This is a genomic window from Dokdonella sp., from assembly GCF_039926425.1.
GTDB lineage: Bacteria > Pseudomonadota > Gammaproteobacteria > Xanthomonadales > Rhodanobacteraceae > Dokdonella_A.
Map to the genome: position 1 here is coordinate 1 of NZ_JBDSWZ010000222.1, position 17266 is coordinate 17266.

Consider the following 17266-nt stretch of genomic DNA (forward strand, 5'->3'; position numbering starts at 1 on the left):
CTCGTGCGCGGCGCGCGACAACACAAGCATTGCCGCAGTGCGAAACGCGGCGTGGTTGGCGGCCTTGGCAAGATCGCGCTCGGCTTGCGCGTAGTCGCCTTCGGCAAACGCAGTGATTCCGCCGGCCAGGCGCTCGCGTCCTCGACGCTTCACCGTGCGACCCCAGTAGCGGAACGGCCAGCGCAGCAGATGCCAGACCAGCGTGACGAGTGCCCACAGCAACAGCAGAAACGCGATCGCCACGACGACGCTGGTCTCGATCGTGGTACCGCGGATGCGCAGCTGCACGTACCCCGGGTCGGCGCTCAGCCAATGCCATGCAAGCGCTGCCGCGACGGCGACCAGAAGGACCAGCAGGATCGTGCGCCAAAGCTTCATGCGTCGTCTCCGCCCGGCGTCGACGCCGCGTTGTCCGTGCCCTTGCCGTCGGTCGGCGCCGGGGTTGATTGGATCATGCGTGGTTGCGCGAGCGCGCGCGTCGCGCGCAGGTTGCGCAGTTCCTTCAGTGCACTGCCGAGCTCCGGCAGCGCAGGCGCGAGCGGCTGGCTGGCGATGCGATCGATTTCCGCGAGCGCCGCCGTTGCCGGCGCCGACTGCACGTCGAAGCCGGCGACAAGACCGGCGCGCGCGCGCGCCAGGGCCGACTTCAAACCGTCTTCATCGCGTCCGAGAAGAGCTGCTTCCGCGGAACGAAGGTCGATCGCGACCAGCGCGCGCGCAAGGCCGATGTCGCGATTCGCGTGCGCGCCGACATCTCCTTCATGGCTGACGTGCACGAACTGCGCAAGAAATCCCTCCCAGCGCGATGGAGCCGTCGTTTCGGCCACCGCCGTGGGTTCATTGGAGAGGGCGGGCAATGCACCGCGAACCCGCTCGAGTGCCGCGATGGCGGCAGCGGTTTCAATCGGCTTGCTTGCTTCAAGCGCGTGCAGTTCGGCACCGATGGTCTGGCGCACCGACGAAAACACCGGATCTTCCGCCGCAGCAAGCGCGGAATCGGCCAGCCGGTAAGCAGAGATGGCGGCCTGCGCATCGTGGAACAGAGCCAGTCTCTCCTGCGCCTGCGCAAGCACGAATTCCGCTTCGTTCAACGCGAGTGCGTCGCGTCCGGTCAGGCGCTGCTCGGCGAGATTGGCCACGGCATCTTCGAGATGTCGCGATCGTTCGCCCAGCCCCAACAACTCTTCGCGGACACTCTTGTTGACGCCATCGGCGTCTGCGATGCGCGCGCGTATCGATTCGAGATCGTGCTTGCGCTGCGCAAAACCCGTCGCAAGCTCATCGATGCGCGTTGATAACGCCGCGCGTGCAGCGTCCTGCGCAGTGATCTGCGTGTGCTCGAGCACGTACACGCGCCACAGCGCGAATGCGGCAAGGCCGATTGCGATCAATGCGACGATCCAGGCAACGCCGACGCGCCTGCGCGGCGGCGCGATGCGTTGGGCCGGCGCGACGTTCATGGGTTCAGCGACCGGCAGTGACTGGGTGATTTCGGGTGTCTCGCTCATGCCGGCATGCTAACGGAACTGTGCGGTCGCGGCAGCAACACTGAGCCACCATCGATGCATGCGATTCCAATCGACATCTACAGACGATGTCGGGCAAGCGCCCTTTCTGCGGCCGCGAGCAGATCGGCCGGCATCGCTGAACGCGCATTCAGAACATCTTCGAAGCCGGCTTCGTGCGCCAGCGCCTCAAGCCGCGCACTGCTGACCACCAGAACCTGATGATGCAATCGTGTCTTGAGCGTGTCGGGCAGCTGCGCCATCAGATTTGCAAGCGCTTCACCACTCGACACCAAGGTGATCCATGGCGCTGGCGCGCTCTGGAGCGCGTCGAAGTGACGTTGCGTGAGACGCGCGGGCCGGCGTTCGTAGACGGGAATGGCGACGACATCGGCACCGCGCTCGCGCAAGGTCGGCGCGATCAGATCCCGCCCGCCAGGCGCTCCGATGAGCACCACGTTTCGACCAACCATGTGGTCGAACGCGGCGAGCGCGAGCACCCCTTCGCTGTCGCTGCGCTCGGTGGGGGTCGTCGCGTCCACCGCGTGGCGAGCGAGCGAGCGCCGCGTGCCGGCTCCGACCGCAAACACGCCCGCTCCTTCGGAAATCGGGAGGTCGGGCGCGAGCTGAAAGGCAAAACGCACCGCCGCGGGGCTGCTGAAGATCCAGTCCGTCCCGGAACGAACACCTCGCAACTGGTCTGCGGCGCGCTGCGGGTGCTGCACAGGACGCAGCGTCAGACCGGGCAAGGTCAGGCTGGTGCCGCCCAGACTTGCGATTTTGCGGCGCAGGGACGCGCTCGACCCGACCGGGCGCGTGATGATCAGACAGGCGCCGGCCAGTGGCGCTGTCGCGTGCATGCTTCCCACGACGTTCTCCGAATCGCAGCCGGGCTGCAGATAGAATGGGCGGTTGGGCATGATACGCAGCGCGCCGCCGCAAAGTCGGCACCTCCGCGCACTCGTTCAATCACGTTCAATCACGTTCTGCAAAGAACCCGCTTGTTCGCGCGATTCCCACGTTGAGCCGACGATCGCTCGCTTGTGGAGCGCCAATGGATTCGATTGACACATGAAGTCCACCATGGATACAGCCTGCCCCGGCGCCCGGCCCGATGCCATGATCCGCGCCGAAGACGCTCTCGGCGCGTTCATGCTCGACGGGATTCCACTCGCCCGCGCGATGGCCATTTCGGTCGGCGCGCATGACGGCGAATCGCTGACGCTTCACGCGCCCCTCGGGCCGAATATCAACGACAAGGGTTGCGCATTCGGCGGAAGTCTCGCCAGCGTGATGACACTCGCCGGCTGGGGGCTGGTGAAACTGGCGGCGGACGCGCGCAGCATCGCGTGCGAAATCTACGTGCAGGACACCCTGGTGCGCTATCTCGCACCGGTTTGGGAGGACTTCCACGCGACCGCACACCTGACGCACGGCGACACGCTGGCCGGGTTTTTCGAGGCGCTGACGACGCGCGGCAAGGGTCGCGTGCGGGTCCGCAGCGTGGTTCCGCTGGCGGACGGATCCGCCGCAGCGACGCTGGACGCGCGCTTCGTGGCGCTCGCGAAACGCTGAACCGACCTGTACATTGCCGACCAGGTTCCACCACGGAGGTGCGTCATGCGTCGCTGGTCCGTCACGTTGTCCATCGTCCTCCCGACTCTCGTTTTGTCCGCCTGTGCGACGGAAAAAATGCGCACCAAGCAAACGGTGCTGGACGAAACGCTGATCCGCTACGCTTCGACGATCCGCTGGGGTGACATCGCGCAGGCGCAGGCTTTCGTCGATCCGAAGGTGCTGGCCGAGCATCCACCGACTTCGCTCGAACTCGCCCGCTTCAAGCAGGTGCAGGTCACCGGCTACAACGAACAACCCGCGGTCCCGGTGAGCGACGACGAAGTGCGCCAGACGGTGCAGATCAGCTTGGTGAACATCGCAACGCAAGTCGCGCGCAGCGTGGTCGACCATCAGGTCTGGCAGTACGACCAGGCGACCAAGAACTGGTGGCTGGTCAGCGGCATTCCGGATATCTCGCGCAAGGAATGAGGCGTCGCGCATGCGAACGCGCGTGCCAGTGGCGTGACCCGCGTCACTCTTGGATAATCCGCGGTCGCGGCGCAGTGCGCCCCCATCTGCGCATCCCATGTCCGACATCCTGCACCGCCTGCCCGATTTCCTCGGCAACCATTTCTATCTGACGCTCGCGTTCATCGGCGTGCTCGTGGCCCTCGCGGTCACCGAGGCGCAGCGATTCACGCGCGGCTACACCGCGTTGACGCCGGCCGGCCTCACCCAGTTGATCAATCGCGAGGACGCGTTGCTGATCGACGTGTCCAGCCAGGCCGATTTCGAGAAGGGACACATTCCGGGAGCGAAGGCGGTCGCCCTGAGCCAGCTCGATCCGGAGAGCAAGGATCTTGCGAAGGTGAAGGAACTCCCGGTTGCGGTCGTCTGCCGCAATGGCCAGCCCTCTTCTCAGGCCGCCCAGAAGTTGAGGAAAGCCGGATTCACCAAGGTGTTCTGGCTCGAAGGTGGCATGGGTGCGTGGAGCGAGGCGCAGATGCCGCAAGCCAAGGGGCGCGCCTGAGTCGCCGCGCCCTGTGAAGGGCTCTCGGCAGATCCTTTGCCCGACGCTGCAGAGCGATCCTCCGAAACGCGGCGGGATGCGCGTTCCGGGCGTCCGTGGGATACTCGCCGCCCTTTTTCCACCACGTTGAATCCACACCATGGCAGAGAATTCCAACGGCGCCGCGAACGGCCAGGCGCTTCCGCAGCCGGGTCAGGCCCAGCTCAACCTCCAGCGCATCTATGTGAAGGACGTGTCCTTCGAAGCGCCGGGTTCGCCACAGATCTTCCAGCAGCAGGGCCAGCCGAACGTCGAGTTGAACCTGAGCCAGCGCGTCGCGCCGCTCGGCAACGATGCGTTCGAGGTCGTGCTCAGCGTCACCGCAACCTGCAAGGTCGAGGACAAGACGGCCTATCTCGTTGAAGTGCAGCAGGCGGGCATCTTCGGTCTGACCGGCTTCGAGCAGCAGGCGCGCGAAGCGGTGCTCGCGACATATTGCCCGAACGTGCTGTTCCCGTATGTTCGCCAGATCATTTCCGATCTGGTGCAGAACGGTGGCTTCCCCCCGTTCTTCCTGCAGCCGATCAATTTTGACGCGCTGTACGCCGAGCAGATGCGCCGCCGTTCGGAAGCGCCGGCTGAAGGCGCGACCCCCGCGCTGCAGTAATCCCCGGTGCGCGCGGGCATCGCGAAATGAGCAGTTCAACGCCCGTCGCAGTGCTCGGCGCCGGTTCGTGGGGGACCGCACTCGCGGTCCAGCTCGCACGCAATGGCGTTCCGACGACGCTCTGGGGCCGTACGCCGCAGAGCATCGTCGACATGGCAACGGCGCGCCGCAACGCGCGTTACCTGCCCGATCTCCTGCTCCCGGCCGACCTGCAGCTGACCGCGATGATCGAGCCGATCGCGCGCGATGCCGGCACGATCCTCATCGCGGTGCCGAGCCATGCGTTTGGCGAACTGCTCGACACGATTGCTCCGTGGGTCGCCGACGGCGTCGGCATCGCCTGGGCGACCAAGGGATTCGATCCGTCGTCCGGCCGTTTCCTGCACGAACTCGTTGCCGAGCGACTGCCCGGACATTCGGCTGCCGTCGTCACCGGTCCGTCGTTCGCGCGTGAAGTCGCGATGGGCTTGCCGACGGCGCTCACCGTCCACTCCGCCGACGCAGCCTTCGCCCACGCGATCGCACAACAACTGCATTCGCCGCGGTTTCGCGCCTACACCGGCGACGATGTACTGGGCGCCGAACTCGGAGGCGCGATGAAGAACGTGCTCGCGGTCGCCACAGGCGTCGCTGACGGCATGGAGTGCGGACTCAACGCGCGCGCCGGCCTGATCACGCGCGGACTTGCAGAAATGCTGCGCCTCGGCGCGGCGCTCGGATCACGTCCGGAAACGTTGATGGGTCTCGCGGGACTTGGAGATCTCGTGCTGACCTGCACGGGCGACCTCTCGCGCAACCGTCGACTGGGTCTCGCGCTTGGCCGTGGCGTCGGGTTGCAACAGGCCGTCGACGAGATCGGTCAGGTGGTGGAAAGCGTGCAGACGGTCGATACGGTGATGAAGCTGGCGAACGAACACGCAGTCGAACTGCCGATCACCTCGTTGGTGCAGCGCGTTCTGCACGAGGAGCTGACGCCGGCGGAAGGCATGACCGCGCTCATTTCACGCGAGCAGAAGCCCGAGTATCCGTAACGGACGTTGTCGCGATTGCCGGTGCTGCGGGCAGGTGAGAAGCTGCCGGCCGCCAAAGCGCGACCGGCTTACGATGACGAATCGACGCGCTGTTCGCGGCCCCTCTTTGCGTGACAATCACGCGGAGCCCGCGAACCCCGACTGGCGCCACGCTTCGTACACGACGATTGCAACGGCGTTCGAAAGATTGAGACTGCGGTTGCCCGGTTGCATTGGCAGGCGGATGCGCAACGCCGGATCGATGCTGTCGAGCACCTCCTGAGGCAAGCCGCGGGTTTCCGGACCAAACAGCAGCGCATCCCCGTCGGAGTAATCGACACGGTCGTAACGCACGCTTGCGCGTGTCGACACCGCGAGCACGCGTCGGGGCGCTGCAGTTTCAATGAACGCGCCAAGGTCGTCATGCAGGGACACCCGCGTGAACTCGTGGTAGTCGAGACCGGCGCGGCGCAACTTCGCATCGTCCAGTTCGAAACCCAGTGGGCGGATCAGATGCAGCGCCGCGCCGCTGTTCGCACACAGGCGAATGACGTTGCCGGTATTCGGCGGAATCTCGGGCTGGAACAGGACAACGTGCAGCATCCGTGCATTATCGAGGCATCACCCGTGCGCGCAACACCCTCCCTGCGGAAGCACTGTCGCGTTCGACCGGCGCAAATGACGGCCATGCGACAGCGGCCGGTTCAGTGCGCGCCGCGATCGCGTCGGATTCGCGAACGCCAGATTGAGCCAGCGACGCGCGAACGTAGACCGTCGGCAGCAGCGTGACCGGCAGCGGCGCACGTGCAGTCACTTGCGCGGAAGACTCGAGGTCTGCCCCGCGCGCGTCACCGAATACGGTCACGGTTGGTAGCAGCGTTGCGTGCAGTGGCGCACGTGTTTGAATTGCCATCGCGTCTGCATCACGCGCAGTGGCCTTCGGCGCGTCGAACGAAGCAAGGCCGGCACCGACCATCGCAGTAGCGATCGCGGCGCGGATGAAAACAGTCGTCATGTTCATGATGTTCTCCTGCAAACAGGGTTGCAGACTGTGGAGAGCAAGCGGTGTGCCAGCGTCACAGAGAGTGCGTTTGCAGGCTGTTGGATGCTTGAATGGCAAAAAGAGTTGCCAGGTCGAAAGTCATGCATCAACGCCCGCGGTCCACTGTGGCGCGTGTTGCGCAGTGGACGTGGCGCGCACGACGTGTGTCGCTTCGCCGCAGGCGGTCGCGCGTCGATGTGTTCGGCCGTGCAGGTGCAACGCGTCCGCGGACAGCACGCGGACAGCGCGATGGACGGAAAAAAGCTTTGAACCGCGAAGGATACGAAGAACACGAAAGGAACAGCGGGACTACAAGACGGCCTGATCCCGCGCATTCGTCGTATCCATCGCTCTGAGGGGCCGGGCCACGACGGTGATTCACCTGTATTTCTTTTTCGTGTTTTCCTGTTTCAGCCTTTTTCCGTTCACGCTCCGACGAAGCGACCCATTCGACAAGTCACCAATCGATCGGCTCGCCGGTGTGCGCGAGGAAACGGCCGCTGTCGGCGATGCGCAACCCGTCGATCACACGCAGCATCGCGGTGATGGACTGCGTGGGCGTGAGCGACGCGTTCGCGCCACCCATATCCGTACTGACCCATCCGGGACTGAGTGCGATCACCACGATCGACCGGTCCGCCAGCGCAATCGACGTCAGTTTCGTCGCCATGTTCAGCGCCGCCTTGCTGATCGAATAGCTCGGACTGAACAGGGACGTTGCGCCGGCGATCGATGCGAGGCCGCTGGAGATGTTGAGGACCCTGGCGCCGTTGGACAACCGCGGCGCGAGGGCCTGCGTCAGCAGGAATGGACCCTGCGCATTCGCCGCAAAACTGTCCTGCAGCGCATTCGCCTCGATCGAGCCGTAGCGTTCGTCCGGTACCAGCATGCCGGCGTTGTTGATCAGGCATCCGACAGGACTGTCGAGCGCCTCGATGTCTCGCATCAACGCAGCGATCGCGCGCGGATCGGGCAGCGCGAGCGGCATCACCGTGAGATGACCGGGATAATCCCCCGACAGGCGGGTCAGTTCGGCGGCACGCTCAGGCTGGCGACAGGTCGCGATCACGCGTTCGCCGCGGGCAAGCAGTTGGCGTACGAACTCGAGGCCGAGGCCGCGGTTCGCACCGGTCACAAGTGAATGCGTCATCAGGTCCTCCGGTGTGCGACGGCCGCGCGAACTTTCCACGGCTCTTGGCAGTCTACGCCGGTCGTGACGATCAGCCGTTGCAGTTGCACGTCCGCCCGTCTAGCCTCGCCTTCCGATTCCATCCCGCCGCAAATCGCGGACGCGGACGTCCAGGAGATCCCATGCGCAATTCCCTCGCCAGCGGCATGGCCGCTGCCTTCATCGCCTTCGCGTCGGCACAACCCGCGCGAGCAGCCGACGACGTCGATATTCCGTTCACGAAGTTCACCTTGCCGAACGGACTGAATGTCGTCGTCAGCGAAGACCACAAGGCGCCGGTGGTGGCGGTCAGCGTCTGGTACCACGTCGGTTCTGCGGACGAGCCGAACGGCAAGACCGGCTTTGCGCATCTGTTCGAGCACCTGATGTTCCAGGGATCTGAAAATCACCCGGACGAATATTTCCGCCCGTTCGAGCTGGCGGGCGCGACCGACCAGAATGGCACCACCTGGTTCGACCGGACCAATTACTTTGAAACGGTGCCGACCACCGCGCTCGACATGACGCTGTGGATGGAGTCGGACCGCATGGGTCATCTGGTCGGCGCGATCGCCCAGAAGGATCTGGACGAACAACGCGGCGTCGTGCAGAACGAGAAGCGCCAGGGCGAGAACCAGCCCTACGGTCGCGTCGACGAGCGCCTGTCGGCGAACGCGTTTCCGGCGAACCACCCCTATCATCACGACACGATCGGCTCGATGAAGGATCTCGACGCCGCATCGCTCGCCGACGTGAAGCACTGGTTCGGCGCCTACTACGGCGCCGCAAACGTCACCGTGGCACTGGTCGGCGACATCACGCCGGCAGTGGCCAGGGCGAAGATGCTGGAGTACTTCGGCGATATCCCTGCGGGCGCGCCGGTTGCGCGCCAACAGCCGTGGACTGCACCGCGGACGGAATCGACGCGCGACACCATGCAGGACCAAGTGGCGCAGACCCGCATCGTGCGCGAATGGAACGTGCCGGACGACGGCGACGAGCAAACGGCACAGCTCGGTCTCGCCGCTGCAGTACTTGGAGGCGGCAAGACGTCGCGTCTTTACGAACGCCTCGTGTACAAGGACAAGCTCGCCGACAGCGTTGAGGTGGGGCTGGAGACCTTCGCGCTCGCCTCCCAGTTCAAGCTGCAGGTGGACGTGAAAAAAGGCGTGGATCCGGCTCGGGTGGAAGCCGCGGTTGCCGACGAGTGGACGACATTCCTGAAGGACGGTCCGACCGCGGACGAATTGTCGAGAGTGAAGATCGGAACGCGCGCAGCGTTCATCCGCGGACTTGAAAAGGTCAATGGCAAGGCCACGATTCTCGCCGAAGGTCAGGTCTACCGCGGCGATCCGGGCGCCTACAAGATCGATCTCGCGCGCATCGACTCGGCGACACCGGCGAGCGTGCTCGCTGCAGCGAAGCAGTGGATTGCACGAGGCGATTACACGCTGACGGTGACGCCTGCCGCCAAGGATTCGACCGTTGCTGCGGACGACCAGATCGAGAAATCCGGTCGTGCGGCGCTGGATGGCCGTCCTGCCGCGGTGCTTCCACCGACGCAGGAGACGACGATCACCACGTCGACCGTCGACCGCAAGAAAGGCGTTCCACTCGTCTCGCTTTTCCCCGACCTGACCTTTCCAACGCTCCAGCATGGCAAGCTGAAGAACGGCATTCCGGTCGTTCTCGCCGAGCGGCATGCGATTCCCGTCGTGCAGATGCAGCTAATCGCCGACGCCGGTTATGCGGCAGATCAGGGACGCAAGCTCGGCACCGCGGCGTTCACCATGACGATGCTCGACGAAGGCACGAAGGAGCTCGACTCGCTTGAAGTGGCGCGTCGCGCCGAGCGCCTTGGCGCGCAAATCGGCACCGGATCGAGCCTCGACAGTTCGAGCATCAAGCTCAATGCGCTGAGCTCACAGCTCGATCCGTCTCTCGCCTTGTACGCCGACGTGATCCGCAACCCCGCGTTTCGCGAAGCCGACATTGCCCGCATCCGCGGCCAGTGGCTTGCGCGCATTGCGCAGGAAAAGACGCAGCCTACCGGCCTCGCGCTACGCACGCTGCCGCCGCTGCTGTATGGCGACGGTCACGCCTACGCGATTCCGTTCACCGGCTCGGGCACCGAAGCGTCGATCACCGCGCTCACCGCGGACGACCTGCATGGCTACGTCAACGACTTCATCCGCCCGGACAATGCGACGATCCTTGTCGCCGGCGACACCACGCTTGACGCGATCATCGCCAAGCTCGACGCGGCGTTCGGGGACTGGAAGGCACCGGCCAGGGCGATTCCGAAAAAGAACATCGCGCATGTCGATGCACCAAAGCGGCCACGCGTGTATCTGGTCGACAAGCCGGGCGCCTCGCAGTCGCTGATTCTCGCAGGCGTGGTTGCACCGTCGACCAAGGCGCCGAACGACTTGCAGATCCAGACGATGAACGGTGCGTTCGGTGGCAGCTTCACCTCGCGCCTCAACATGAACTTGCGCGAGGACAAACACTGGGCGTATGGCGCGGGAAGCTTCCTGTCGAACGCACTTGGCCAGCGGCCGTACATGATCTATGCGCCCGTGCAGACCGACAAGACCGCGCAATCCGTCGCCGAGTTGCTGCGCGAGACAAAGGACCTGGTCGGTTCGAAGCCGCTGACGCCCGGGGAAATCGACAAGATCAAGGTGGGCGACGTGCGCAGCATGCCGGGGCAGTACCAGACCACCGGCGCGGTGCTCGGTGCAATGGCCGGAATCACGCTGTATGGCCGGCCGGATGACTACGTACAGACACTCAAAGCCCGCATCGAAGCGCAGACCGACGCGTCGGTGCAGGCGGCGGCTGTCGAAGTGGTCAAGCCGCAGTCTCTGACATGGGTGGTGGTCGGTGACCTGAAGATCATCGAGAAAGCGATCCGCGATCTGAAGGTCGGCGACGTCAAGGTCATCGATGCCAACGGCAAGACGCTGCGCTGACCGCGCGACGTTGCGCACCCTCGAATCCGCGCTCATCCTGCGCTGTATCACGGAGAATTCATGAAAGCGATCCGACTGGTCCTCGTTGCCGCAGTGCCCCTCGCGGCGTGCAGCTGGGGCATCAAGCTCGATTCCGGCGGCCAGAAGGTCCGCACCGCGTGGGACGGCAACGTCGCCGGATGCAAGGACATGGGACAGATCACCGTGTCGGTGCTTGATCACCTCGGTCCGGTGGACCGCAACGGCTTGAAGGTGAGCGACGAACTCGACGTGATGGCGCGCAACGAAGCCGCTGGCATGAGTGCCGACACGATCAAGCCGATGGGCGAGCCGCGCGACGGACAGCAAAGCTTCGGGGCCTACCACTGCGGCCCGGGCGAACACGAGCGTCGTTCACCGATACGCATCCAGCAGAAGAACACCGACGGCACGTCGACCGAAACGTTTCCCGTCAAGGATCACTGATCCCTTCGGTCGATCGCGATGCTCATCGTCTCGACATGCGACGGAGCCACGCCCCTTCGAATCCAGAGTCAGAATTCACTGTCGCCGCGCGGTGCGACGATCAGGGAATCGCAGGCCCTGTTGCGCGGGTTCCCGCGTGAAGCAGGCCGGCCGGAATGGCGTGCGTCGAGTGACCGGGCGCCAAAGGCGTGCTGCTCGTCCGCGGCCTCACAATGCTGTCGAATGGCATGATCTGCGCATCCGCATCAAAACGGCACGGCCCGGCAACGTCGCCGGTTGCGACGATCGTTTCGCATGCAGCCTGCAGGTCGGAAACGGACGGCTGCGGGGCACCCGATCGCCATGCCCGCAGCGATTCCCAACCGGCAACGCCTTCCGCATCGGTGAATCCACAGTGGGTCGGTTCGGGCTCGTCGACGATCGCGGTGGTCAGCTGTGACGCGGGCAATACGTTGCGGATGAAATCCTGATTTCCGGGAATCACCAGCTGGTCCCGGCTGGTGTGCATCGACAGCACCTTGGCGTCGCCGACGTTTCCGTGGAAGTCCGACACCGCGTGCAACTGCGCTGCCGCGGCCGGATCGGCGACGATGCGGGCAATGCCGGCCTGGATTGCCGGATCGCTCGAATAGTCGACGCCTGCGGTGGTGAACGCGTTGTGCCCATCAAGCTTGTCGGGAGCGCGCACCAGTTCGCTCATCACAAACGTCGAATAGCCGACGTTGGTGACGAAGAAGTCTTCGTCGGTGATGTGCGTGGAGGCCATCAATTCGTCCAGACGCCGTTGCATCGCGTCATTGCGAAGCACCGGCGGAAGATTGACCCCGGTGCACTGGTTGAGCGGCAGCAGCGCACGCGCGATCTGCGCCTGATCGAACAGGTCGCCGAGCTCGCTCGGGATCATGTCGAGGTTGAACGCCCACGGCAGCGGCTGATCGCCGCGCGGAAGCTCGCCGGCATCGTGACAGACCACGTCATAGGCGAGACGAAGGTCGATCGCCGCGTCCCACAGACGCGCGCCGGCCGCCGCAGGACACAGCGCGTACGCAGCATGGATCGGCGGAAATCCCGGCGCCTCGGCAAGTTTGAGTGCAATCAGGCCTCCCATCGATCCGCCAAACGGAATCACCTCTCCCGGCGCGCCTTCGGCCGCGCTGAACAGATCGAGCAGCTCCTGGTTGTCCTCGATCGCCGTGAACAATGCCCAGCCGGCCTGTCGATAGCTGGTCGCCGCAACTGCGTAGCCTTCATCGAGCATCAGCGACCGCAACGGACCGAGTCCGGGCGCGTCCGTTGCCGGTTCCAGGTCGAATCCGTGCTGGAACATCACCAAGGTATCGCCCGCACGCCAGCCATCGGGGACCTCGATGTGGTACCACGCGCCGGATGGAGCGATGCCGCTCGTCTCGCGGGACGCAGCACTCGCGCCACCGATTGCGAACAGCAGCAGTCCGGCGCACACACGGCCCAAAGCTCGATTGATCACGGTAGTCCTCGACGATACGACGCGCCCACGCAAGCAGGCACAGGAACGACACGCTATGCGCACGACGCTGAGTGGGGCGTTAAGGCTGCCGCGCGGTCCGCTGCGGGAAGGTAGAATCCACTGTTATGCCCGACGCACTTACCACCCCTGTCCAGCGCACCGCGAATCCGGTTCTTTCGATCCTCGGTCGGACGCTCGGCGCGGCACTCAATCGTCTCGTCGATCTCGATCCGGACACGCGCGACCGGCTTGGTGCGCTCGAAGGTCGCGCCATTACGATCGATTTCCGCGGCGCCCTGCCATCGATGCGCATTCGTGTCGACGGCGGCAGGCTCGGCATCGGCCCAGCGTTCGCAGGCGACAGTGCGTTGCGGGTGGCCGCGACTCCGGGTAGCTTTCTTTCGATGGCGCTGACGCGCGGCGCGGCAATGACGCCTGGCCGTATCGACATTTCCGGCGATGCGGAACTCGCCCGCCGCCTGGAACAGATCGCGACGCGCTTTGCGCCCGATTTCGACGAGGCGTTCGCACGCGTGTTCGGCGACGTGATCGGTTTCCGGATCGCTCGCGGCTTTCGACAGGCGCTCGCGTGGTCACGTCGATCGGCGCACGCGCTGGCGCAGGACACCGCGGAGTTTCTCACTGAAGAGGGGCGCGACCTGGTCGCCAGGCCGGAGGTCGAGCAGTTCCTCGACGACGTCGATGCGTTGCGCGAACACGCCGACCGTGTCGAAGCACGCATGCGACGCGTCGCTGCGGCGCATTCGGCGGCGGCGAAATGAGTTCGCTGGGGCAAATTCCGCGACTGCTGAAAATCGCAGGAATTCTGGTGCGCTACCGACTCGACGACCTGGTCGATGCGCGCCATCGATCGCGTCTCCTGGCGTTGAGTCGCGTCGTGCTTCCACGCCCGCGCGCGGCCGTTGCCGCACTTCCACGCGGAGAGCGCCTTGCGCTCGCGCTGACTGAACTCGGTCCGATCTTCGTGAAGTTCGGGCAGATCCTGTCGACACGCCGCGACCTGATGCCGCCCGATGTCGCCGATGCACTGACCCAACTGCAGGACCGGGTCGCACCGTTTCCGGCCGAACTCGCGCGGGCGGCAATCGAGCGGGCCTACGGTGTTTCGATCAGCGAGCGCTTCGCCACGTTCGCCGATCGTCCGCTCGCATCGGCGTCGATCGCACAGGTGCATGCGGCGACTCTGCACGACGGTCGCGAGGTCGTGGTCAAGGTGTTGCGCCCGGATATCGCCGATCGCATCGGCCGCGATGTGGCGCTGCTGCGCGCGCTGGCCGACTCGGTGCAGCGCTTTCATCCGAATGCCGACAAGATCCGACCGCATGATGTCGTTGCGGAAATCGAATCCACCTTGCTGCATGAGCTCGACCTGCAGCGGGAGGGCGCGAACGCCTCCTTGCTCCGGCGCAATTTCAAGGATTCCGCCGACCTCTACGTTCCCGAGGTGATCTGGTCGCACACCACCGAAGGCGTTCTCGTGCTCGAACGCGTGCGCGGCATTCCAGTCGACGACCTCGCCGCACTCGATGCGGCCGGCATCGACCGGATCGCCCTCGCCGAGAAGGGCGTGCGCCTCTTCTACACGCAGGTGTTTCGCGACAATTTCTTTCATGCCGATGCGCATGCCGGCAACATCTGGGTCGATCCGGCGCATCCTCAGGATCCGCGCTTCATCGCGCTCGACTTCGGCATCATGGGATCGCTGCCCGAGCGCGACCAGTACTGGCTGGCCGAGAATTTCCTTGCGTTGTTCAACCAGGACTACGCGCGCATCGCCGAGCTGCACGTGCGCGCAGGCTGGATGCCCCCGAACGCGCGGCTGGACGAACTGGAAGCGGCGGTTCGCACGGTCTGCGAACCCTATTTCACGCGTCCATTGAGCGAGATCTCGTTGGCCGAAGTGGTGCTCAAGCTGTTCCAGATGGCGCGCCAGCACGAACTCACGCTGCAGCCGCAATTGATCCTCATGCAGAAGACGCTTCTCAACATCGAAGGCGTCGGCCGCCTGCTGCATCCCCGCATCGACATCTGGGACACCGCCAAACCGGTCCTCGAACGCATCTGGCGCCAGCGCCGCGGACCGCGTGCGCTGCTCAAATCGTTGCGGCGACGTGTGCCCGAATGGATGGCCATCGCACCGGACATGCCACAGCTGATTCATGAATACCTGGTTCAGACAACCAGCGGGCGGTTGGAACTAAACATCGCATCGCGCGATCTGAGTCGTCTCGAACGGCAGGTGCGCAACGGTCAACGGGCGGCGGCGTGGCTGACCTTCGGTGTGTTTCTGACCGTCGCGGCGGCCTCGCTCGCGTGGATCGCCGTATCGATGCAGAGCGACCGCCGCGTCATCACAATGTCGCTGGTTTGCCTGCTCGGAGCATTCGGTGCGTTTGCGATCTCCCTTCGGCGGACGCTCGCACGACCTGATTGAACTCTAGGAGATGTCAACGATGAACCGATTTTTCCCCGTGGCCGTCGCGTGCGTCGCCGGCATCAGCGCCTGTACGAACGTGCGTGAACCGACCGATGCGCAGCTCACCACGTTCCTGCGCAACGAGCATTCGCCGGTCGCGCGCGTCAACGCGTCGCTCGACTCGAGCGCGATCGACTGCCTGCGTGCTTGGTCTGGAGATTCCGATCTCATGAAGGGACTCGCCGTGCGATTTGCGGGAGAGGATGGAAAGAAAACCTGCAGGACGACCCTCGATGGCTGGATCGCGGATTCCGCGCGCAACCCGGACAAGTTTTCGTTCGCGGACATGAGCGCGCCGAAAACCGTTCGGCATGCGATCGGTTTGCAGGGTGCGAAGGCGGTGGCGTCGATCGGCGAGGCAAGTGCCATTCCGCCGGCTCTCATGAAACCGCAGGCGCCGCCCGCGGCCTTGCGCCAACCGGACCCTTCGCTTGATCTGGGCGTTGCGGGCGCGAAGCTCCAGGAGGCGGAAACGCTCTGCCTGCAGGCCCAGCAAGAGGCAGTGGCACCAGGCGCGAACAAGCGTCTGAAGAGCTTCTCGACATTCTGCAGTGGCAACCTGAGCCGCCTTCGCACCACGTTGGAACAGTCCGCCCGCAGTGGCCAGACCAGTGCAAAGCTGGACGAACTGGCGAACAGCGCGACCAACGTTGCAAACATTGCTCGAAACCTGTTGGCCACCGGCAAACAGCCCTGAGTCCTCCGCCGAATCGATCGACGGGACACCTGAACGCCCACCGGCAACGTACGGGCATGCATCCCCGTAGAATGGGGGCATGCTCGAGATCGACGCCAACCTGCAGATCCCCGATGACGAACTGGTCGAGCGTTTCGTGCGTTCGGCCGGCCCGGGCGGGCAAAACGTCAACAAGGTCGCCAGTGCCGTCGAGCTGCGCTTCGACGTGGCGTCGTCGCCGTCGCTGCCCGAAGCCGTGCGGACGCGTCTTCTGGCACGTCGCGACCGGCGCCTCACCGACGCTGGCGTACTGGTGATCCAGGCAAACCGCTTTCGCGACCAGGGCAAGAATCGCGAAGACGCGCGCGCGCGCCTGGTTGAAGTGATCCTTGCGGCGCAATTCGTCCCGAAGCGGCGCATCGCGACGCGACCGACGCGTGCGTCGAAGGAGCGGCGCATCGACGCGAAGAAAACCCGCGCCGTCGTCAAGCGCAACCGCGGCGGAAACTGGAGCGCGGAGTGACCAACTCCGACGGCGCGTTTATTCTGCCGCCGTCGGTTCCACAGTTTCACCCGAATGCCGGTCGCCGGTTGTGTCACTGGATCCTGCGCCAGTGTGGCTGGCGTCTTGCAGGCCGATTTCCGGACGAACCGCGTCTGGTCATGATCGCCGCACCACATACCTCGTGGTGGGACGGTGTCTGGGCGATGCTGTTCAAGGTTGCGATCGGCGTCGACATCAGGTTCGTCGCCAAGCGCGAACTGTTTCGCGGACCACTCGGCTGGGCATTGAATCGGCTGGGTGCCATTCCGATCAAGCGCTCGGGCGCGGACGGCCTGGTCGAGCAGACGGTTGCGTGTTTCCGTGAGCGACCGGAACTGTGGTTCGGCATTGCGCCAGAAGGAACGCGCAGGCGCGGTTTGCCGTGGAAGACCGGCTTCTGGCACATCGCGCGAAACGCCGGCGTGCCGATCCTGCCGGTGTACTTTGACTATCCATCGAGAACGATCGGGATCGGACAGCTGTTTCTGCCGGGCGACGACATGGCCGCCGACCTCGCTGCGCTGCAGGCGTTCTATCAACAGTTTCGTGGCAGCCATCACGACGCCTGTGGGTTGGCTGAGGGAAAGTACCCACGCCGCGATTGACGCACCCCGCGCTGCAGCACAGTGTGAGCCCATCGCCGTCGCTGGCCTTCAGGGGGTCGC

The 17266-nt window shown here is 64.8% G+C and carries 19 protein-coding genes; 12 read left to right on the forward strand and 7 right to left on the reverse strand.

The genetic code is table 11. From position 1 onward, the window contains the following. The 3 genes from ABIV12_RS12725 to ABIV12_RS12735 all read right to left on the reverse strand — a co-directional run. Positions 1-378: heme biosynthesis HemY N-terminal domain-containing protein (locus ABIV12_RS12725; RefSeq protein WP_348059843.1), on the reverse strand; the 378-nt coding region annotated here is incomplete at its 3' end. Continuing rightward, positions 375-1508 carry a uroporphyrinogen-III C-methyltransferase gene (locus ABIV12_RS12730; RefSeq protein ID WP_348059845.1) on the reverse strand — a complete coding sequence of 378 codons (1134 nt, stop codon included), beginning with the start codon at positions 1506-1508 and terminating at the stop codon, positions 375-377. The genes ABIV12_RS12730 and ABIV12_RS12725, both read right to left, overlap by 4 nt. 77 nt (positions 1509-1585) lie before the next feature. Continuing rightward, on the reverse strand, positions 1586-2425 hold the full coding sequence (locus ABIV12_RS12735; protein ID WP_348059847.1) for a uroporphyrinogen-III synthase: 840 nt from the start codon (positions 2423-2425) through the stop codon (positions 1586-1588). 151 nt (positions 2426-2576) lie between these two features. Here ABIV12_RS12735 and ABIV12_RS12740 point away from each other — a divergent pair, with 151 nt between their 5' ends. The 5 genes from ABIV12_RS12740 (at position 2577) to ABIV12_RS12760 (ending at position 5769) form a co-directional block, all read left to right on the forward strand. Further along, complete coding sequence (locus ABIV12_RS12740) at positions 2577-3080, forward strand: YiiD C-terminal domain-containing protein (protein ID WP_348059849.1); 504 nt, start codon at positions 2577-2579, stop codon at positions 3078-3080. 45 nt (positions 3081-3125) lie between these two features. Further along, positions 3126-3551, forward strand: a complete 426-nt coding sequence (locus tag ABIV12_RS12745) for a hypothetical protein (protein WP_348059850.1) — start codon at positions 3126-3128, stop codon at positions 3549-3551. Positions 3552-3648: 97 nt separating this feature from the next. Beyond that, positions 3649-4092, forward strand: coding sequence for a rhodanese-like domain-containing protein (locus ABIV12_RS12750; protein WP_348059851.1), 444 nt, complete (start codon positions 3649-3651; stop codon positions 4090-4092). Positions 4093-4231: 139 nt separating this feature from the next. Beyond that, entirely contained in the window at positions 4232-4738 is a 507-nt protein-coding gene (gene secB, locus ABIV12_RS12755; RefSeq protein ID WP_348059853.1) for a protein-export chaperone SecB, read from the forward strand. 26 nt (positions 4739-4764) lie between these two features. Continuing rightward, entirely contained in the window at positions 4765-5769 is a 1005-nt protein-coding gene (locus ABIV12_RS12760; RefSeq protein WP_348059855.1) for an NAD(P)H-dependent glycerol-3-phosphate dehydrogenase, read from the forward strand. Between the two features lie 117 nt (positions 5770-5886). Here ABIV12_RS12760 and ABIV12_RS12765 read toward each other — a convergent pair whose 3' ends face one another. From ABIV12_RS12765 to ABIV12_RS12775, 3 genes are all read right to left on the reverse strand, one after another. Continuing rightward, positions 5887-6351 carry a tRNA (cytidine(34)-2'-O)-methyltransferase gene (locus tag ABIV12_RS12765; protein ID WP_348059857.1) on the reverse strand — a complete coding sequence of 155 codons (465 nt, stop codon included), beginning with the start codon at positions 6349-6351 and terminating at the stop codon, positions 5887-5889. Between the two features lie 7 nt (positions 6352-6358). After that, on the reverse strand, positions 6359-6769 hold the full coding sequence (locus tag ABIV12_RS12770; RefSeq protein WP_348059858.1) for a hypothetical protein: 411 nt from the start codon (positions 6767-6769) through the stop codon (positions 6359-6361). A 478-nt stretch (positions 6770-7247) separates the two neighbouring features. Beyond that, on the reverse strand, positions 7248-7940 hold the full coding sequence (locus ABIV12_RS12775) for an SDR family oxidoreductase (RefSeq protein ID WP_348059860.1): 693 nt from the start codon (positions 7938-7940) through the stop codon (positions 7248-7250). Positions 7941-8125: 185 nt separating this feature from the next. On the opposite strand from ABIV12_RS12775, the gene ABIV12_RS12780 reads away from it, so the two are divergent. Both ABIV12_RS12780 and ABIV12_RS12785 read left to right on the forward strand, forming a co-directional pair. Beyond that, positions 8126-10933: a pitrilysin family protein gene (locus ABIV12_RS12780; RefSeq protein WP_348059894.1), complete on the forward strand. Its 2808-nt coding sequence runs from the start codon at positions 8126-8128 to the stop codon at positions 10931-10933. A gap of 60 nt (positions 10934-10993) precedes the next feature. Further along, on the forward strand, positions 10994-11398 hold the full coding sequence (locus tag ABIV12_RS12785; RefSeq protein WP_348059862.1) for a DUF4156 domain-containing protein: 405 nt from the start codon (positions 10994-10996) through the stop codon (positions 11396-11398). Between the two features lie 100 nt (positions 11399-11498). Here ABIV12_RS12785 and ABIV12_RS12790 read toward each other — a convergent pair whose 3' ends face one another. Beyond that, complete coding sequence (locus ABIV12_RS12790; RefSeq protein WP_348059864.1) at positions 11499-12884, reverse strand: hypothetical protein; 1386 nt, start codon at positions 12882-12884, stop codon at positions 11499-11501. A 125-nt stretch (positions 12885-13009) separates the two neighbouring features. On the opposite strand from ABIV12_RS12790, the gene ABIV12_RS12795 reads away from it, so the two are divergent. From ABIV12_RS12795 to ABIV12_RS12815, 5 genes are all read left to right on the forward strand, one after another. Further along, positions 13010-13666 (forward strand): SCP2 sterol-binding domain-containing protein, encoded by a 657-nt coding sequence (locus ABIV12_RS12795; RefSeq protein WP_348059866.1) that lies wholly within the window; start codon positions 13010-13012, stop codon positions 13664-13666. Beyond that, positions 13663-15339 carry a ubiquinone biosynthesis regulatory protein kinase UbiB gene (gene ubiB / locus ABIV12_RS12800; protein WP_348059868.1) on the forward strand — a complete coding sequence of 559 codons (1677 nt, stop codon included), beginning with the start codon at positions 13663-13665 and terminating at the stop codon, positions 15337-15339. The genes ABIV12_RS12795 and ubiB overlap by 4 nt, the downstream gene beginning before the upstream one ends. 19 nt (positions 15340-15358) lie before the next feature. After that, positions 15359-16078, forward strand: coding sequence for a hypothetical protein (locus ABIV12_RS12805; protein WP_348059870.1), 720 nt, complete (start codon positions 15359-15361; stop codon positions 16076-16078). 79 nt (positions 16079-16157) lie between these two features. Next, the gene (gene arfB / locus ABIV12_RS12810; protein ID WP_348059872.1) at positions 16158-16580 is read left to right on the forward strand and encodes an alternative ribosome rescue aminoacyl-tRNA hydrolase ArfB; all 423 of its coding nucleotides are present in this window, start codon (positions 16158-16160) and stop codon (positions 16578-16580) included. Beyond that, a complete protein-coding gene (locus ABIV12_RS12815) occupies positions 16577-17206 on the forward strand; it encodes a lysophospholipid acyltransferase family protein (protein ID WP_348059874.1) in 630 nt (209 codons plus the stop codon). Before arfB ends, ABIV12_RS12815 begins: the two co-directional genes overlap by 4 nt. Positions 17207-17266 lie beyond the last annotated feature (60 nt).